Origin of the sequence: Acinetobacter sp. UBA3461 (assembly GCF_002381195.1) — a bacterium.
GTDB classification, from domain to species: domain Bacteria; phylum Pseudomonadota; class Gammaproteobacteria; order Pseudomonadales; family Moraxellaceae; genus Acinetobacter; species Acinetobacter schindleri.
In genome coordinates, this window is sequence record NZ_DFRO01000042.1 from 1 (window position 1) to 19,291 (window position 19,291).

Consider the following 19,291-nt stretch of genomic DNA (forward strand, 5'->3'; position numbering starts at 1 on the left):
ATGGGTGAAGATCCAATCATCGTGGCACGTCAAAAAGACGGCTCAATCAAAGCATTCTTAAACCAGTGCCGTCACCGTTCTATGCGTGTGAGCTTTGCTGACTGTGGTAATACACGTGCATTCACTTGCCCGTACCACGGCTGGTCATACGGTATTGACGGTTCTCTAAAAGACATTCCGCTTGAAGATCGTGCTTACCCACATGGTGCATGTAAAGAGCAATGGGGTTTGGTAGAAGTTAACCGCGTTAAATCATACAAAGGCCTGATCTTCGGATGCTGGGATGAAACTACGCCAGATCTAGAAGAATACATGGGCGATATCGCTTGGTACCTGGACGGTGTTGTCGATCGTCGTGAAGGCGGTACTGTGATCGTGGGTGGTGTACACAAATGGGAAATCGAGTGTAACTGGAAATTTGCAGCCGAACAGTTCGCATCTGACCAATACCACGCGTTGTTCTCTCACGCATCTGCAATTCAGGTACTTGGTGCAAAACCAGACGACGAATCTTCTAAGAAATTAGGTGCTGCACAAACTGCTCGTCCAGTTTGGGAAACTGCGAAAGACGCGATCCAATACGGTTCACGTGGTCACGGTTCAGGCTTCTTCTTCACAGAGAAACCAGATGCAAACGTATGGGTTGACGGTGAAGTAGCGAACTACTTCCGTGAAACTTACGAAGAAGTGAAAGAACGCCTAGGTGAAACTCGTGCGCTTCGTTTAGCGGGTCACAACACCATGTTCCCTACATTGTCTTGGTTGAACGGTACTGCGACTCTTCGTGTATGGCACCCACGTGGTCCAAACAAAACTGAAGTTTGGGCATTCTGTATCTGTGATGCGGACGCACCAGAAGATGTACAAGCAGCATTTGAACGTTCTGCAACTCGTGCCTTCGGTCCTGCAGGCTTCCTGGAGCAAGATGACTCTGAAAACTGGATCGAAATCCAAAAAGTTTTACGTGGTTACAAAGCGCGTCAAAACAAACTTATTATGGAAATGGGTAAAGGCAACGAGAAAGTACGTGAAGATGGTATCCCGGGTATCACTAACTATATTTTCTCTGAAACTGCAGCACGTGGTATGTACCGCCGTTGGGCAGATTTATTGATTCATGAAAAATGGGAAGACGTTGAAGCTGCGGCTGACGAATACGAGAAGGAGCTTATGAAATGAGTCAAATCAGTTTAGAACTTCATCACCAAATTAGTCAGTTCCTGTATCAAGAAGCCAAGCTTCTTGATGACTGGAAATTCCGCGAGTGGTTAGACACGCTGGCTGAAGATATTTCTTACACGCTACGTACTACACCAAACGCTCAAACGCGAGACCGTCGTCGTTCAGTTGAACCACCTACTACCTGGGTATTCAACGATACGAAAGATCTTCTGGAACGTCGTGTTGCACGTCTAGAAACTGGTATGGCTTGGGCTGAAGAGCCTCCATCACGTACCACTCACATGGTGAGCAACGTGATTGTTGAGCCGACTGAAGTTGAAGGCGAATACGATGTATACGTGACATACCTACTGTACCGTACTCAGAAAGAGAAAGACGTTACGATTTACTGTGGTAAACGTCATGACAAGATCCGCAAAGTTGAAGGCGGCCTGGGCTTCCAGATCTTCAACCGTAAGATCACGCTTGACCAAGTTACCTATAACTCACATAACCTGAGTGTGTTCTTCTAATGAATAAGATTTTTGTTTGCCAAGTTGACGAATTAGACGAAGGCGAAGCGTTAAAAGTGGATTGCGGCGTAAACGGTATCGAAGCGCTTGCAGTATTCAACAACGGTGGCGAATTCTTCGCAATGAACGACCGCTGTTCACACGGTAATGCTTCTATGTCTGAAGGCTACCTTGAAGACGACGGTACAGTGGAATGTCCACTTCATGCAGCTCGTTTCTGTTTGAAAACAGGTCAGGCACTTTGCTTACCAGCAACTGACCCAATTCAAACATTCCCAGTTGTACTTGAAGATGGTGCGTTATACGTAGAGATGGCAGGAGAGTAATCATGGGTTGGCTACAAGGCGAAGTTGCACTGATCACTGGTGGTGGTTCAGGTCTCGGTTGGGCACTGGTAGAACGTTTCCTGGAAGAGGGTGCACAAGTGGCCGTTCTTCAACGTTCACAGTCTAAAGTCGATGCACTGAATGCACATTTTGGTGACCGCGTGCTGGCAATCGCAGGTGATGTGGCCAGCTATGAAGACAACGTCCGCGCTGTTAAAGCAACTGTAGAACGTTACGGTAAACTCGACTGTTTCGTGGGTAATGCCGGTATCTGGGATCACTATGCAGATATCGTCAATACTTCAGGTGAGCAGCTGGAAAAAGCCTTTGATGAGATTATGGGGATTAATACCAAATCTCTGATCTTGGGTGCCAAAGCTGCACTTGATGAGCTCGTGAAATCTGAAGGTTCGATCATTTTCACACTGTCAAATTCTGCACTTTATTCTGCAGGTGGCGGTCCGGTTTACACTGCATCAAAACATGCCGGTGTAGGCATTATGAAAGAACTGGCTTATGAACTTGCACCTAAAGTCCGAGTCAATGCCGTTGCGCCATCAGGTATGAATGTGAATATCAAAGGTGCTGCATCTTTGGGTCAGGAAAATCTTGGCCTGCTCGATGCACGTGATCCTGAGAAAATCGCACGTGGCATGCCACTGAATTTCTTACCTGAGCCGGAAGATATGACAGGTTCATATGTGCTCTTGGCATCTCGTCAAAATAACCGTCCTTTGACTGGCGTTCTGATCAATGCAGAATGCGGTCTGGGTATTCGCGGCTTACGTCAGCCACGTGCCGGTTTCTTTGACGAATAAAAATCTAGTCTGAAATGGACTTTTCGGCAGCCTGTTCTTGGCTGCCTTCCTTTTAAGGAGTCTCTCATGGCCGTTAAACTTATTTGTGCGTCGCACAGTCCTTTAATGGAATTTGCTTCACCGCAGGAAAAACGCAAAGAACAGGCTGTTCGTGAAGCGTTTGAAAAACTGTCTGCTGAAGTAAAAGCTTACGACCCAACCCTGATCATTACCTTTGGTCCTGACCATTTCAATGGTTTCTTCTATGACCTGATGCCAAGCTTCTGTGTGGGCATTCGCGCGACTGCTGCAGGTGACTGGGACTATGGTAAAGACAATGCACACATTGATGTACCAGAAGACAAAGCACTGGGCTTAGTGCGTCGTGTACTCGATGAGGGCGTGGACGTTGCGTATTCTTACCGTATGCAAGCTGACCATGGTGTGACTCAGCCATTGCACTTCCTGTGCGACGGCAAACTTGATCGTTATCCAACGATTCCAATTTTCATTAATGGCGCTGCAGCACCGATGCCAACGACTAAGCGTACGATCGCTTTAGGCCGTGCTGTAGGTCAGTTCATCAAATCTCTGAACCTTGAAAATGAGCGTGTACTTGTCCTAGGTACAGGTGGTCTGTCACACGATCCACCAACTCCGCAAATGGGTTCTGTACCACCAGAAGTGGAAGAGTTCCTGATTGCAGGTCGTAACCCGACACCTGAAGCACGTAACGCGCGTCAGTCAAAAATTATTGCAGTGGGCCAGAAACTGGCAGCGGGCGATACCTCTGTTGCAGTTCCTCTGAATGCTGAATGGGATATCGCATTGCTTGAAAAATTCAAGAATGCCGACTTCGCTGCACTAGAAGCCATGACTGAAGCTGAAATCCGCCGTGATGGTGGCCGTGGTGGTCAGGAAGTCCGTTCGTGGATGGCGGCATTTGCTGCTTTAAGCGAAATGGGCGAGTACGAAATGACAACGCACTGTTATGAAGAAATCAGTGAATGGATTGCGGGCTTCGGCATCGTATCTGCAGAGTTAAAAGGTTAAAGACATGAGCAACATCGAAACCATCGTAATTGTAGGTGCTGGCCAGGCAGGTGCAAGCGCGATTTTAGAACTTCGTGGCAACAAATACGAAGGTAAAATCATTCTGATCGGTGATGAAACGCATCTTCCTTATGAGCGTCCACCACTGTCTAAAGACGTGATTCTAAAACCTGAAGAGACCAAGATTGAAATCCTGTCAGAAGAAAAACTGGCGGAACTTGGTGTAGAAACCATTCGTGGCAATGGCGTGAAAAAAATCAACGCTGAAGCGAAAACGGTTGAACTTCAAAATGGTGACGTTGTTGCTTATGACAAACTGTTGCTTGCTACAGGCGGCGCAGCTCGTCGTCTGCCGAACTTCGATGCGCTGGGTAAACATGTTTATACGCTACGTAACCTAGAAGATTCACAAGCACTGGTTCCAGTATTGCAATCAGGCCGTCGTATTGTCCTGATTGGTGGTGGCGTGATCGGTCTGGAACTGGCTTCTTCAGCACGTTTCAAAGAGTGTCAGGTAACTGTGATCGAAATGGGTCCTATGGTGATGGGCCGCTGTTCACCTCGTATCCTGAGCGAATTCCTGCTTGAACAACAACGTTTGGCAGGGATCGACGTTCGTCTGGAAACCAAAATTGCAGATTGCAAACTGGATGGTGAAGAAGTGGTGATTACCCTTGAGGGTGGTGAAGAACTTCGCGCTGATGCTGTAGTTTATGGTATTGGTATCGTGCCAAATGCACAATTGGCTGTAGAAGCTGACCTGGATGTTGATTTCGCGATTAAAGTAAATGAAAACTGCCAGACTTCAAATGCAGACATCTATGCAGCAGGTGATGTGGCAACTCAACTTCGTAATTGCGGTAACCACCGTCGTGTCGAAACTTGGGAAAATGCCAACCTGCAAGCAGGGATCTTTGCACGTCATGTGATGGGCGTTGAGCATCCGACACCTAACCCGGCATGGTTCTGGACAGATCAGTTGGACATCAATTATCAGTTCGTAGGTGACATGGCGGCTGCTGAATGGCAAGTTCGTGGTGAAATCAATCCAGAGCTTCGCGCTGAATCATCATTCGTGATGTTTGGTGTGACTGATGGCGTTATTGTCGGCGGTATTACGGTAAATGCGGCAAAAGAAATGCGTCACCTGAAAAAGCTGATCAGCAAGAATGCAGCGTTTGAAGCAGATAAATATTTAGATCTCAGCCAGGATCTTCGTAAACTTGTGAAATAACTTTGTTTTATTGATAAGTTTACAAAAGGGCAGACCTTGGGCAACTTGGGTCTGCTTTTTTATGAGTATTAAAAAATATTGAAAGATGTAGGGACTTGATTGTGATGAGCAGTTATCATGACCTCCAATTTTGATTCTACTTATATAAGTTATAGAGTAGGTGCTTTTACTTTTAAAAGATGAGCCATATATGGCGCAAGGTAACAAAAATCTTTTGAGCATTTGAGGCTACTTCCCTGTATCCCAAAAGCTCGAGCGGCATCCCTGCCACCATCAGTTTTGTCGATTGTGGATTTGAACGAGAAGTTAGTTCAATTCTTTCTAAAAAAATTTAATTGAGTCTTTTATGAATTCAAATTCATCTCCCATGCTGGTGACGGCAAGTATTTATGCCTTGCTGGTGCTGATCTGGGCAGCAACGCCACTGGCGATTGTCTGGAGCGTGCAGGAAGTGCACCCGATGTGGGTGCTGATCATCCGTTATTTCGGCGCTTCTCTGCTGGCGTTGGCGATCTTGGCTGCCATGCGTAATCCATTGCCATTTGATCGAACCTCCATGATGAGCTATGTAGCAGGTAGTCTGAACCTCATTGGTGCGCAGTTATTTATCTATCTGGCGGCGAATTATTTGACCTCTGGCTTAATGGCATTGATTTTCGGTTTCTCACCACTGGTTGCAGGTCTAATCGGGCATGTCATCCTGAAAACCAATCGTCTGATTTGGCTGCAATGGCTCGGTATGGCAGTTGCCGTCGGTGGTTTAAGTTTTGTCTTTGCGGAGTCAGCAGATAGTAAGGTGAATCCGTGGGGCGTGGTCCTGATGCTGATTAGCATGGTGTCTTATATCAGCTCGATTTTCTGGGTGAAGCAGATCAATGCGCCATTAAAACCGATGTCCCAAGCCACCGGTTCTTTGATTGTTTCCTCATTGGGATCATTGCTAATCATTCCATTTATCTGGCAATCTTTCCCAACACAAATGCCAAGTATGCAGGCGCTGTTCGGCTTTGGTTTTACCATGATCCTGTCTTCGATTGTGGCGATGCTGTGTTACTTCTGGCTGATTCGCCGTTTAGCCGCATCCACCGTATCCCTCAGTAATGTAATGACGCCAATCATTGCCCTGATTCTCGGTGCAACCCTGAATAACGAAGTGATCAGCAGCCATGCCTTTGCTGGTATTGCGGTAGTGATGTTCGGGATCGTGATGTACTTCTGGAAAGAATGGCGCGAGCAGTATTTTTCTAAATCTTAAAATAGATTGTTCAAGTTAAATTCAGACCTAAAAGGAAGCTTTGGCTTCCTTTTTTATTTTTGCAGTTTTAGATGCAGAATTGGGTAGGGATTACCTTCAGCATCGGTTTCTGAACGGCTGATCATCTCGAAACCATGTTTTAAATAGAAAGCAGTCGCATCAGGATTCTGCTCATTCACATCGACTTCAGTCACACCTAGAGCAAGCGCATGTTGTAATAACTGGCTGCCTATGCCTTTTCTAAATGCCGCAGGAGAGACAAACAGCATTTCCAGTTTGTTGCCTGCAATGCCCATAAAACCCAGAATCTGCTGCTGATGTTCCACATGGAACAATTGCACGTGGGTGAAATAATTATGATCAATAATCTGCTGACGGATCTTTAGGATCTGCGCGTCATTTAGGAAATGATGCGTAGCACGGACGGATTGTTCCCACAATTCTAGGAGCTGAGGATGCCGATCGGCAGAAGTATGGACAATTACAGGCATGAAGATTCCGATTAAAAATGAGAACAACAAAACAATAAACAATTTATCGCAGCAGTTTATTAAGATGCAAAGAGATAAAATGAAAAATCAAATAGATCCATCTGTTTGAGAAAAAAATTAGGACAAATTTGAATGTCGTCTGAATCGAATAAAATTGTGGTATATGCAGCGCTGTTTGGTAATCTGGCAATCGCGCTGGTGAAATTTGTCGCAGCCTATATCACCAACAGTTCTGCCATGTTGAGTGAAGCTATTCATTCGGTTGTGGATACCCTGAATGAAATTCTGCTGCTGCACGGCATGAAAAAATCTCAAAAACGCCCCGATGCATTGCATCCCTTTGGCTATGGTCGTGAGCTATATTTCTGGGCCTTTATCGTCGCTTTAATGGTCTTTGCTTTGGGTGCCATTGTATCAATCTATCAGGGTATCCAGCACATCATCCATCCTGAAGAAATGCGGGACCCGATGATCAACTATATTGTGCTCGGTATTGCGATTTTATGTGAAGGAACTTCTTGGTTCGTGGCTTTAAAAGCCTTTCGCAAACACAAAGGCAAAATGGGATATTTTGAAGCTTTTAGACGCAGTAAAGACCCAACAACTTTTACCGTGTTATTTGAGGACACGGCTGCATTGATCGGACTTTTTATTGCGCTGGTGGGTATTTTTCTCGCACATCAGCTAAATATCCCTGAGCTGGATGGGGTGGCCTCAATTCTGATTGGTGTGGTACTGGCTGTATCGGCCTGGCTGTTAGCGCGTGAAACAAAAGGGCTGTTACTTGGTGAAACTGCCGATCCGAAACTGCGAGAAAATGTGCTGCTGATTGCGCAAGAGGATATCGCAGTGTTTAGTGCCAACGGGGTACTGACCGAACAGATCGGTGCACATCAGGTGATTGCTTCTTTAAGCTTGGAGTTTATGGATAATCTGAATTCGGATGAAATTGAAGCCTGCGTCAACCGGATTGAAGCGCAGATCAAACAGATCCATCCGGAAATTATTACCCTGTTTGTGAAACCACAAACTCAGGCCGTCTGGCTGGAACGTACCCAGGGACGTGTATAAGAAGCTATTTTTTTAATTGATATGGATAGAAAATATCTTCAAATAGCAGCCTTTTAAACTGCATATTCAGATCACTGATTTAAATAGGCGCAGCGGCGTTTGCTTTTGCCAATAACATCCCTAAAGACAACAGTAAGCAGACGCAAAAGTGCATCTTGAACTAAAAAATCTCAGGATTCAAATCAATCTTTGTAATGATTGATAGACTCATGTTGTCGCTGGAGCGCCTTTCCTACATCTATGTTCTATAACTTTAGTCGAATAACAGAAGCAATGTTGAAGATAGTTTAATTTTCATCAACTCACCAGTTCTCTGCAATTTCCCTTAGAAAATTGCAAAAAATAAATAAACAATAGATTTACAAGCTTTTAGATAGAAGAAAACGATGGTTTGTATTCATAAAAATTGTTTTAGCTTGTCACATAAAAGGGGTATGTTGAAGTAAATAAGATGTTTAAACAGTTCAGATCAAACAGACTTTATAAAGTTTTGGAGCTACAAAATGACACAAGATTTGCAAGCATCAGGCTGCCCATTTCATCAAAAACACGAAGGTACAGCGGCAAGCAATGCCAGCTCACACAATACGGACTGGTGGCCAAATGCGCTTAACCTCGACATTCTTTCTCAACACGATAGAAAAACCAATCCTTTTGATCCCGACTTTGATTATAAAGCAGTATTTAATTCCCTTGACCTTGAAGCAGTAAAACAAGATCTGCGTGAACTGATCACGACCAGCCAGGCATGGTGGCCAGCAGATTATGGCAGCTATATTGGTATGTTTGTTCGTACTGCCTGGCACTTGGCAGGTTCTTACCGTAAGCAGGATGGACGTGGTGGTGCCAATACGGGTAACCAGCGTTTTGCACCGTTGAACAGCTGGCCAGATAATGTCAATACCGATAAAGGCCGTCGTCTGTTATGGCCGATCAAGAAAAAATACGGTAACAAGCTCTCTTGGGGTGACCTGATTATCCTCGCAGGGACAGTGGCCTATGAAGTTGCAGGTTTGAAAATTTTCGGTTTTGCTGGTGGTCGTGAAGATATCTGGCATCCTGAAAAAGATGTGTACTGGGGGGATGAACGCCAATGGCTGGCACCGACCGAAAGTCGTTATGAAAATAACCAAGATCGTTCAACGCTAGAAAATCCTCTTGCTGCGGTGCAAATGGGTCTGATCTATGTCAATCCTGAAGGAGTGGATGGTGTACAGGATCCTTTACGTACGGCGCAGGATATGCGAGTCACTTTCGACCGTATGGGCATGAATGACGAAGAAACAGTTGCCTTGACCGCAGGTGGTCATACTGTAGGTAAGTCACACGGTAATGGTAAAGCAGATTTGCTTGGACCAGATGTTGAAAGCGCAGATATCGAATTTCAGGGCTTGGGCTGGCATAACCCGGAAGGGACTGGTAACGCGGCGAATACCATGGTCAGTGGTCTGGAAGGTGCCTGGACCACCAACCCAACCAAATGGGACAATGAATTCTTCTATCTGTTGCTCAACTATGATTGGGAAAAAACTGTCAGCCCGGCAGGCGGGAAACAGTGGGAGCCGATTAACATCAAGGAAGAAGACAAACCATTTGATGCGCATGATACCAGTGTACGCCGTAATCCGATGATGACTGACGCTGACATGGCACTGAAAATTGATCCGGAATACCGTAAAATTTCAGAGCGTTTCTATCGTGATCCGGCCTACTTCTCTGAAGTGTTTGCACGCGCATGGTTTAAACTGACCCACCGTGATATGGGGCCAAAATCCCGTTATCTTGGCCCAGACGTACCGGCTGAAGATCTGATCTGGCAGGACCCAATTCCAAAAGTGGACTACACCTTGTCTGAGGCTGAAATTGAAGAACTCAAAGCAAAATTACTGATCAGTGGTTTAACCCCAACCGAACTGATCAATACGGCTTGGGATAGCGCACGTACTTACCGTGGTTCGGACTATCGTGGTGGTGCCAATGGAGCACGTATCCGTCTAGAGCCACAACGTCAATGGGAAGGGAATGAACCGGAACGTTTGAATAAAGTATTGAATAAACTTGAAGAGATTCAGGCAGGTCTTGAGAAGAAAGTCAGTATTGCCGATCTGATTGTATTGGGCGGTAGCGCAGCAATTGAACAGGCAGCCAAAGCAGCAGGTGTAAATATCAAGGTGCCATTTACACCGGGCCGTGGCGATGCATCTCAGGAACAGACAGATGCCTATTCATTTGAAGACCTGTTACCGAAATACGATGGTTTCCGTAACTGGCTAAAAGATGAATATGTGGTTCAGGCTGAAGAGCTGCTAGTCGATCGTGCACAACTGTTAGGGCTGACTGCACCTGAGATGACTGCGCTGGTTGGGGGTATGCGTGTACTCGGAACCAACTATGGTGGTGCGCCAGAAGGTGTCCTCACCAACAATGTTGGTGTCTTAAGCAATGACTTCTTTGTGAACCTGACGGATATGAACTATCAATGGAAAGCAACTGGCCGTAACCAGTATGACATTGTTGAACGTGCGACAGGTGTGAAGAAATGGACTGCAACACGTGTAGACCTGGTCTTTGGTTCGAATTCGATTCTTCGTGCTTATGCAGAAGTATATGCTCAGGATGACAATAAAGAAAAATTCGTGCGTGACTTTGTCAAGGCATGGGTCAAAGTCATGAATGCAGACCGTTTTGATGTGAAACGATAATTTTTCGATCTTGAAATAGGAAACCGGTCGTAGGGCCGGTTTTTTATTACCTGAATTTTTATTGGTCAATCAGCTCATAGAACGACCAGTCATGAAAAATAGATGGTCTTACTGAAAACTTAATAGGTATTCGCCACTTTTTCTCTATACTGGACTGAAAACCACACAACAAAAATGAAGATTAAGGAAGAGAAGATGAACACATGGACAACCCATCAGATCAGCAATCAGTTTGATGAAAAACAGGACTATAACCTGTTTGCAACTGACGCCACTTTGCAGGAAATTTTGCAGAGCTATGGTAGTCAGGATCAGACAATTTTAAATGAAATGGGGCAGGTGGTGGGTTCATCAGAATATTATCAATATGCCGATCTGGCAAACCGGCATACGCCTATTCTGCATGCTTTTGATGCCCGGGGTCGCCGTCGTGATTATATTGAATTTCATCCTGCATGGCATCAATGGATGCGCATTAATCGTCAGTTTGATAGTCATGCACATCCTTTTAATCAGGCTGAATCAAAATCTAAATGGGTCGACTGGGCAGCACGGTTTTACCTGAGTGGACAGGTAGAATGTGGCAGTCTGTGCCCGACTTCGATGACCCTCGGCAGTATTCCTTTGATCCAGCGTGAACCGGAACTTTGGGCCAAAATCGGCGATAAATTATTATCTACTGAATACGATGAACGTGATCTGCCGATTGCCCAAAAAAAATCAATCTGGCTGGGTATGGGGATGACCGAAAAGCAGGGTGGTTCCGACGTTCGGGCGAATGAAACCTTTGCCGTGCCTATCGGTGAATCAGGTCGAGGGCAGGCTTATCTGCTGACCGGTCATAAATGGTTTTTTTCAGCACCGATGTGTGATGCCCATCTGGTCGTGGCGAAAACTGAACAGGATGGTCTGGCCTGTTTCTTTGTTCCACGTTGGCGTGAAGATGGAACCAAGAATAATATTCATGTACAGCGACTCAAAGACAAAGTTGGGAATCGTAGCAATTCCAGCTCGGAAGTTGAGTTTCAGGAAGCTTGGGGCATCATGATCGGTGAAGCAGGACGGGGTATCCCAACTATCATTGAAATGGCGAACTACACCCGTCTGACCTGCTCGGTTGGCAGTACTGCGATGTTACGTCAGGCGCTGGTGCAATGTCTGGCCTATACCCGACAGCGTAAGGCTTTTGGCAAGCATCTGGCAGCACAGCCCTTAATGCAGGCAGTGCTGGTTGATCTGGCACTGGAAACAGAAGCGGCAATACAGCTGAGTTTCTATCTGGCTTCTTGTTATGAAAATGATGATGCCTTGTCACTAGCCTGGAAGCGGATTATGACCCCGGCTTCCAAATTCTGGATCTGCAAACGTGCCGTAGAATTGACCGGTGAAACCATGGAAGTCTTTGGTGGTAATGGCTATGTCGATCATGGCATCATGGCACGAATTTTCAAAGAAGCGCCAGTGAATACCATTTGGGAAGGCTCAGGCAATGTTATGTGTCTGGATGTACTGCGTGCCATTGGTCGTGAACCGGAATCGATTGAAATACTGTTTCAGGATTTGGCTGCTACTGCAATGCAGGATGAAATACTGAAACAGGAACTTCAGACGCTGTTTAAACTGTTTCAGCAGCCTGCAGATGAACTGCAATTTATGGGGCGTAGTCTGGTCAGCCGCTTGACTATTTTAGCCCAAGCCGTATTACTGCAACGTCATGCACCTGAATTTATTTTTAATGCATTTATTCAGACCCGATACAGCAAGTTTCATGGACGAGTAGTAGGTATGATGAGTGCCAAACAAGTAGATGTAGAGAGGATTTTGGAACGGGCTTTAGCTCAAGACTCATCTTCATAAAATATTAAAAAGGAGGAGAGAATAGCTTCTTGTTAAAAGTTATTCTCAAATCCTAAAAATATTGGAAACCACTTGAAATATACTGAATAGAGCGCAATATATGCACAGTGTCAATTCAGATGCTATGTCAAAAAACAGGTGAAAAGATGGCAAAGAAAAAGCAGCTACCAGAAGCAGTAATACATAACTTTGTGGCCAAACACATGCATGAGGTCAACAAAAGCCAAGTGTTTACAGACCGCAAAAAAGATGCAAAACGTGGCTATAGCAAGCACAAAGAAGGGAGATACTCAAATGACTATCTCCCTTTTTGTTTATGGCAGTTTTGCTAAATTTAGCAGCTTAAGCTCCCACGATTCGGGTCGCGCCTTTCACCATATCTCCCAGACCATGCGTGCGGAAATAATGTTCCATCCAGCTTTTTACGACCAGCGGATTATCCAGTTTTAGCACATGTTCCAATAAGTCCTGAGCATCCGGCATGGGTACATGACAAATCGTCTTACGCACCCGCAGAATATTACTTGAACTCATTGACAGGGTATTAAAGCCCATGGCCATCAGCAGCACAGCCGAAATCGGATCACCTGCCATTTCCCCGCATATACTGATCGGTTTTTCATTACGATGACAATCCTGTACCAAACGGGTCAGGGCACGTAAAACGGCAGGGTGCAAATGCGAATAAACGTTGGCGACACGCGGGTTATTACGATCCACTGCCAGTAAATATTGGGTCAAGTCATTAGAGCCGACCGAGAAGAAGTCGACAAATTCAGAAAATTCATCAATCTGATACAGGACACTCGGCACTTCTAGCATGATACCAATTTTAGGCTTGGTGATCTTGACCTGTTCTTCTTCTTGGACTGCAACCCAGTCACGTTCCAGCAAATATAGTGCTTCTTCTACTTCGCTGACACTGGTGATCATTGGTAGCAGGATATGTAGATTATTCAGTCCAATACTGGCTTTTAACATCGCACGAATTTGCGAAGAGAAAATTTCTGGATGATCGAGGGTAAAACGAATCCCGCGCCAGCCCAATGCCGAATTTTCTTCTTCAATCGAGAAATATGGCAGGTCTTTATCTGCCCCAATATCGAGGGTACGCATCACCACCGGTTTATTGGCGAAATGAGTAAGTTGCTGGCGGTAAATGGCACGCTGTTCTTCTTCACCCGGGAAGCGGTCGCGCAGCATAAACGGAATTTCAGAACGGTATAAACCGACACCTTTGGCACCGCGCTGTACACCGCGTACCACATCAATCATCAAGCCTGTATTCACAAACAGGCGTACAGCCACACCATCTGGGGTAATCGCATCCTTGGTTTCATATTGACGCAGATCTTTGGCGAGCTGTTCTTCTTCTTTCTGAATTTCTTTATAACGGGTACGCAGACGACGTGGCGGATTGATAAATACCCGACCCTGATGCGCATCAACAATCATTTCGACATCATCAAGGGTATTGATAGGTAATTCGGTCACACCCACTACGGTCGGAATACCGAGTGCACGCGCGACAATCACCATATGTGAATTCATTGCACCTTCAGTGGTGACAATCGCTGCAATTTTATCAACAGGTAATTCTACCAGCGCTGCGGTCGAGATTTCCTCGCCAATCAGGATGCTTTCATCGGTCAGTTCACGATGGCTTTCATCAGCTTCCTGTAATTTAGCCAGAATCCGGCGGCCTAAATCTTTCAGGTCAGCAACACGTTCACGTAAATAGTCATCTTCCATCTGGGCAAACTGCGCCACATGGTTTTCAATGACAATTCGTACCGCTCCTTGCGCCCAGTGACCTTCACGGATCAGTTCCTTGATTTCAGCCGGCAGGGCATTTTCGTCCAGCATACGCAGGAACACACTGAACAGTGCACGTTCCTCAGCCATGAGAGCATCCTGCATCTTGTCATCAAGAGACTGGATTTCTTCACGTACGGAATTTAGCGCGTTGTCGAGCAGGGCAAGTTCTTCGCTGATGTCATCCGCTTCACGATCCGGAACTGCTCCCAGATCTGCGGGCGGATAGAGGATCACGGCACGACCTAGAGCAATACCACCTGAGCCTGATACACCCTGGAAGGTTTTATAAGCAGGCAGATTGCTGGGCTTGCGGAACACATCAATATTGCCGACTGCATGGGCATGGGCAATTACACCAGAGAGCTGAGCACAGAGCGTCACTAAGAAGGATTCAGCAGCTTCTGAGAAATCCTGAGGTTCTTTATTCTGAACCACAAGAACGCCCATGACCTTACGACGGTACATGACCGGAACGCCAAGGAAAGAGTTATAAATTTCTTCCCCGGTTTCAGGTAAATACAAGAAACGCTCATGTTTCGGGGCATTGTCAAGGTTGACGATTTCCTCGCGCTGTCCGACCAGCCCCACCAGACCTTCACCAGTTTGCAGCGACACATGGCCCACCGCTTCAGGTTTTAGGCCCTTAGATGCCATCAGTAGATAGCGCTGGTTGCGCTCATCCAGCAGATAAATGGAGCAGACGTCGACCTGCATCGCTTGGGCTACCTGATTAACCATAATGTCGAGTGATTCGTGCAAACTGGCTGACGCATTGATCTCTTGAACAATACGTCTCAGGGTCTCCAGTTGCATATTCGACATTCGCGCTGCTCCTTCGTAATTTAGGGTCCGGTATATTCTTTATTTATAACAATAACTGCCTAAAAAATCTGCATATTTGTGCAGTTTTTAAGGTTTTTCCTTGGGAAGTTGCTGACATAGTTCTACCATGGCCTTGCGGTATACGTCGCGTTTAAAATTCACGACCTGACCAAGCGGGTACCAGTAACTGACCCACTGCCATTGATCAAATTCGGGCGGGTCAGACAGATCAAGCTGAATGTTCTGTACTGACGCCGTCAGTTTGAGTAAAAACCACTTTTGTTTCTGGCCGATACACACCGGATCTGAATCCGTACGAATGTACCGGTGTGGCAAACGATAACGCAGCCAGCCTTTGGTTTGCGCTATAATTTGGACATGTTCGGGCAGTAAGCCGACTTCTTCTCTCAGCTCACGGTAGAGTGCCTGCTCAGGGGTTTCTCCATATTGGATACCTCCTTGTGGAAATTGCCATGCATTGTGTCCAATGCGCTTCGCCCATAAAACCTGTCCAGCATCGTTTGCCAAAATGATCCCGACATTCGGTCGGAAACCTTCAGAGTCGATCATTTGGCACCTAATATTGTGTAATTTATGCCTTTGCCCTCGGGGATTTTTATTTCTGTATCCAGCACGAAAAAAGCAAAGTTTAAAAATGTTAAAATTGCTATGATCTTAACGAATTTCTATCGACTAGCGGAGATAGATTTACAATTTTTTTCTTAAATTTCAGTTTTTACGAGTATTTTCATGAAATTGGCGCTATTTGATCTCGATCACACCTTGTTAAATACAGATTCGGATCATTCTTGGGGAGAATTCTTGGTCAACGAGGGCCTGGTTGACCCTGTTCATCACCGTGCCATGAATGACAAGTTCTATGAAGATTATAAAAAAGGTCAGCTGGACCCCTATGCCTATAATGAATTTGTCTTTGAATTTTTAACCAAACATGACAATGATTATCTGACTGAACTACATCAACTATTCATGCAAAAAGTCATTCGTCCGCAAATGCGTCCAGAAGGTTTTAAGGCAATTGAACGTCACCGTGAAGCAGGACATGAATTGGTCGGTATTACTGCAACTTCTGACTTTATTACTGCGCCAATTTTTCGTGAATTTGGCATTACCGAAATTATCGCGACGAATGCTGAAATTGTTGATGGTAAATATACCGGTAAAGTGATCAATACTGCCTGTTACCAAAAAGGCAAACTGATCCGCCTGGAACAGTGGCTGGAAGGCCGTGATGTGACCGAGTCCTGGGCCTATTCGGATTCAATCAATGACCGCTTCTTGCTGGAACATGCTGATCATGCCATTGCAGTCAATCCGGATGATCGTTTAGAAGCACTGGCGAAAGAGCAGGGCTGGGAAATTCAGGACTGGTCGATTTAATCATCTGAAGCGTTCAAATCTGTGAAGCACAACTCAGGTTGTGCTTTTTTATGTGCACAGATTCAAGGTGAAAAATAAACTATTGTCACACTAGCTCACTGCAGCTCATGCTAAGCTTAATTTGCATAATGAGAATAAGGGAAACTCAGAGGTAGTTGAAATGAATAAAGTAAGACCACGCATGACGCACCTATTTGAACAGTTGGGCCTGGATGCCAGTGAGGAAGGAATTGCAACCTTCATTAACAATCATCAGCTGCATAAGGATTTTAATCTGCTGGATGCACCCTACTGGTCTGAGGCACAGCGCCAGTTTCTCGCTGAAAAGATTACGTCTGATGGTGAATGGGCCATCGTGGTAGACCAACTGAATGAATCCCTGCATGAGGATGCGACCATCGAAATCTGAATGTATCTTAAAACCAAAAGCCAGTCCGATGACTGGCTTTTTATTCGATTTTGGCATCTTAACGTATGCGTTTCCATAAAGTGACCTGTGACAGGGTATGCTGATATTTACGCGCTGTTTCACGGATCACAAAAGGAACATCTATAGGTTCAGCCAGCATTTCAAAATGTGGACTCAATAATTCCTGTATTCCATCTAAGGTTGTAAAATTTTCTCCAGCCTGCTTAAAACCGCCTAACCATTCACTACGCGCGGTATGTTCGTCCAGCCAGGTATAAGGTGAAGCCAGCATCAGAATACCGCCAATATTCAGTCGCTGATGAATCTCGTGTAAAAAGGCTTTAGGGTGGTGCAACCGATCAATCAGATTGGCTGCCAGAATGAAATCGTATTCCTTAAATTGCGGTTTTAGATTGCAGGCATCCGCCTGATAAAACTCGACCTTGTGAGCAACCTGATCAAGTCCAGTCTCTTGCAGTGAACAGGATTTATATTCGACCAGTTCACCTTCAACCGGAATGGTATAACCTAAAGTTGCACCTTGCGCTAAGGCTATACCTTGCTGAATAAAACGTGCCGAGAAATCTAGACCTGTTACCTGTGCAAAATGCTGCGCAAGTTCAAAGCTGGCGCGTCCTGTGGCACAGCCAAGATCGAGTGCTTTTTTTCTGGCAGTTTTTACAAAATAAGGCTCGGCGAGGATAATGAGAGACCTGGCAAAATTCGGAATGCCAAAATACTCCTGACCGTACTGAAATTCCAGATACTGCGAAATCAGTTCATCCGTCTGATAATGTGAATGATAGGGTGAAACTGGTTCATCTGACCCAGCCACATAGCGAAAACCCGCATGCTGGAAAAAGTGTCGTCTAAAGGCATAACGGGAACTATGCAAAGCTTCATTACCACCTGAAATCCAGGAACCGCCTTTAATCAGGTTATGCCGATCATCGAAGGTTGGGGTACTAAAGTCATCATAAATTGGATGGACCTGAAAACCTTCAAAGGGATAGATTGCAGTTTCAGTCCATTGCCAGACATTGCCTTGTACATCATAAAACTCGCCTTGCTGGAACTGGTGTACCGGACAAGGATTAGGTGCATGTTGCAAGGCGATATTGGCTTCTAAAGGTAGCGGTCGTTTAGGATTCAGGCCGACATGGTCATACAGCCGATACCATTCATCTTCGCTCGGCAAACGGATTGATTCACCGGTTTGTGCTGATTTCCAGTTACAGAAGGCTTTGGCTTCGTGGTAATTCACCTCGACTGGCCAATCCCACGGCATCGGAATTTCTTCCAGCATGATGCGCAAATGCCAGCCATCCTCTTTTTTGATCCAGAAGCTTGGATGTTGCGCTTCAATAAATTCCAGCCAGGCGTTACCTTCTTCACTCCAGTATTCTGACTGCTGATAACCATCAGCTTCGACAAAGTTGAAAAATTCCTGATTGGACACCAGAAATTGTGATGCTTGAAACGCGTTGATTTCAGCTTCATGCAGACCGTATTCATTGTCCCAGCCATAATATGGATCAGTGAAATTTTTATTCAGTCGAACCGTTCCCGCAGGAACAGGAAGAAGCTGGTTTTCTGGTGCAGGGCCAGTCAGGATTCGGGCATGCCATAGTGGATGATTCTGCACATATTGCAGTTGATGTTGTCGAATCAATACCGACGAAGTTTCCAGGTGGATCCGTTCATGCTCAATACCCATCAGGATTGACCACCATGGATTCTGCCAGTTGAGGGGGAGTTCTAGAGGTGCATTTTCTATGATCTTCAGTACCAAGGCTCGTACCTGGTGCCGATACGCTTTTACTTCACTGACTTCAGGCCAGTCATAATTCTGATCATCCAGATCGTCCCAGCTCATCTCATCTACACCGATGGCAAAGATACTTTCCATATGTGGATTCAGCTGTTCAGGAATCAGTTTGCTGAGCAGCAGTTTATTGACAAAAAAAGTAGCGGTATGACCGAAATAGAAAATCAGCGGATGACGCAGACTAATCGGTTTGACATAAAATGCTTCTTCATTGCGCAGACAGTCAAACAGGGATTCGTAGGTGTCAAAGGTATTCAGGAAATATTCACGAATCACATGACGCGCTGTGGCAATGTCTTCAAAGTTTAAATTAGGTGTTGGAAGCAGGCGAATTTTGCCCTGTTGCCAAGGGCTGTCGTCTGCTAAATATGTAGATGACTTACTATTTGGCTGGTTAGGTTTAAATAAGGTTGAATCGGGCTGCATCCATCAGACTCCATTAAGAATTTTAAAATATTCCACTGATAAGTCCGCGCAGGGAATATCCTAAACTTAATGCAAAGCAGGATGCAGTTGTTGCTCATTTAGGTAAC

The 19,291-nt window shown here is 45.4% G+C and carries 17 protein-coding genes; 13 read left to right on the plus strand and 4 right to left on the minus strand.

Annotated elements, in window-relative coordinates; genetic code table 11:
• The 7 genes from B3D47_RS11550 to B3D47_RS11580 all read left to right on the plus strand — a co-directional run.
• The coding region (locus B3D47_RS11550; RefSeq protein WP_286862130.1) for an aromatic ring-hydroxylating dioxygenase subunit alpha at positions 1–1,179 on the plus strand (1,179 nt) is incomplete at its 5' end.
• Positions 1,176–1,694: a 3-phenylpropionate/cinnamic acid dioxygenase subunit beta gene (hcaF, locus tag B3D47_RS11555; RefSeq protein WP_004781816.1), complete on the plus strand. Its 519-nt coding sequence runs from the start codon at positions 1,176–1,178 to the stop codon at positions 1,692–1,694. The genes B3D47_RS11550 and hcaF, both read left to right, overlap by 4 nt.
• On the plus strand, positions 1,694–2,020 hold the full coding sequence (gene hcaC / locus B3D47_RS11560; RefSeq protein WP_004781817.1) for a 3-phenylpropionate/cinnamic acid dioxygenase ferredoxin subunit: 327 nt from the start codon (positions 1,694–1,696) through the stop codon (positions 2,018–2,020). Before hcaF ends, hcaC begins: the two co-directional genes overlap by 1 nt.
• A 2-nt stretch (positions 2,021–2,022) precedes the next feature.
• On the plus strand, positions 2,023–2,838 hold the full coding sequence (gene hcaB, locus B3D47_RS11565; RefSeq protein WP_004781818.1) for a 3-phenylpropionate-dihydrodiol/cinnamic acid-dihydrodiol dehydrogenase: 816 nt from the start codon (positions 2,023–2,025) through the stop codon (positions 2,836–2,838).
• 66 nt (positions 2,839–2,904) lie between these two features.
• A complete protein-coding gene (locus B3D47_RS11570; protein WP_004781819.1) occupies positions 2,905–3,870 on the plus strand; it encodes a 3-carboxyethylcatechol 2,3-dioxygenase in 966 nt (321 codons plus the stop codon).
• A 4-nt stretch (positions 3,871–3,874) separates the two neighbouring features.
• Positions 3,875–5,104 (plus strand): 3-phenylpropionate/cinnamic acid dioxygenase ferredoxin--NAD(+) reductase subunit, encoded by a 1,230-nt coding sequence (gene hcaD / locus B3D47_RS11575; RefSeq protein ID WP_286862132.1) that lies wholly within the window; start codon positions 3,875–3,877, stop codon positions 5,102–5,104.
• Between the two features lie 346 nt (positions 5,105–5,450).
• Positions 5,451–6,359, plus strand: coding sequence for a DMT family transporter (locus B3D47_RS11580; protein WP_125279397.1), 909 nt, complete (start codon positions 5,451–5,453; stop codon positions 6,357–6,359).
• Between the two features lie 53 nt (positions 6,360–6,412).
• Here B3D47_RS11580 and B3D47_RS11585 read toward each other — a convergent pair whose 3' ends face one another.
• Positions 6,413–6,850 carry a GNAT family N-acetyltransferase gene (locus B3D47_RS11585; RefSeq protein ID WP_004781822.1) on the minus strand — a complete coding sequence of 146 codons (438 nt, stop codon included), beginning with the start codon at positions 6,848–6,850 and terminating at the stop codon, positions 6,413–6,415.
• Between the two features lie 132 nt (positions 6,851–6,982).
• Here B3D47_RS11585 and B3D47_RS11590 point away from each other — a divergent pair, with 132 nt between their 5' ends.
• The 4 genes from B3D47_RS11590 (at position 6,983) to B3D47_RS11605 (ending at position 12,812) form a co-directional block, all read left to right on the plus strand.
• Entirely contained in the window at positions 6,983–7,921 is a 939-nt protein-coding gene (locus tag B3D47_RS11590; RefSeq protein WP_286862135.1) for a cation diffusion facilitator family transporter, read from the plus strand.
• 503 nt (positions 7,922–8,424) lie between these two features.
• Positions 8,425–10,623 carry a catalase/peroxidase HPI gene (gene katG / locus B3D47_RS11595; protein ID WP_286862137.1) on the plus strand — a complete coding sequence of 733 codons (2,199 nt, stop codon included), beginning with the start codon at positions 8,425–8,427 and terminating at the stop codon, positions 10,621–10,623.
• A 195-nt stretch (positions 10,624–10,818) separates the two neighbouring features.
• Positions 10,819–12,480, plus strand: a complete 1,662-nt coding sequence (locus tag B3D47_RS11600; RefSeq protein WP_286862139.1) for an acyl-CoA dehydrogenase family protein — start codon at positions 10,819–10,821, stop codon at positions 12,478–12,480.
• Between the two features lie 146 nt (positions 12,481–12,626).
• The gene (locus B3D47_RS11605; protein WP_286862141.1) at positions 12,627–12,812 is read left to right on the plus strand and encodes a DUF7230 family protein; all 186 of its coding nucleotides are present in this window, start codon (positions 12,627–12,629) and stop codon (positions 12,810–12,812) included.
• A gap of 10 nt (positions 12,813–12,822) precedes the next feature.
• On the opposite strand, the gene ptsP is transcribed toward B3D47_RS11605, so the two are convergent.
• The gene (gene ptsP / locus B3D47_RS11610; protein WP_004813340.1) at positions 12,823–15,120 is read right to left on the minus strand and encodes a phosphoenolpyruvate--protein phosphotransferase; all 2,298 of its coding nucleotides are present in this window, start codon (positions 15,118–15,120) and stop codon (positions 12,823–12,825) included.
• An 87-nt stretch (positions 15,121–15,207) separates the two neighbouring features.
• On the minus strand, positions 15,208–15,690 hold the full coding sequence (locus B3D47_RS11615; protein WP_004813339.1) for an RNA pyrophosphohydrolase: 483 nt from the start codon (positions 15,688–15,690) through the stop codon (positions 15,208–15,210).
• Between the two features lie 180 nt (positions 15,691–15,870).
• On the opposite strand from B3D47_RS11615, the gene B3D47_RS11620 reads away from it, so the two are divergent.
• Positions 15,871–16,521: an HAD family hydrolase gene (locus B3D47_RS11620; RefSeq protein ID WP_008303318.1), complete on the plus strand. Its 651-nt coding sequence runs from the start codon at positions 15,871–15,873 to the stop codon at positions 16,519–16,521.
• Between the two features lie 160 nt (positions 16,522–16,681).
• Positions 16,682–16,930, plus strand: a complete 249-nt coding sequence (locus B3D47_RS11625) for a DUF2789 domain-containing protein (RefSeq protein ID WP_004890360.1) — start codon at positions 16,682–16,684, stop codon at positions 16,928–16,930.
• A 58-nt stretch (positions 16,931–16,988) separates the two neighbouring features.
• Here the strand turns inward: B3D47_RS11625 and ovoA are convergent, their stop codons facing one another.
• Entirely contained in the window at positions 16,989–19,184 is a 2,196-nt protein-coding gene (gene ovoA, locus B3D47_RS11630; RefSeq protein ID WP_286862145.1) for a 5-histidylcysteine sulfoxide synthase, read from the minus strand.
• Positions 19,185–19,291 lie beyond the last annotated feature (107 nt).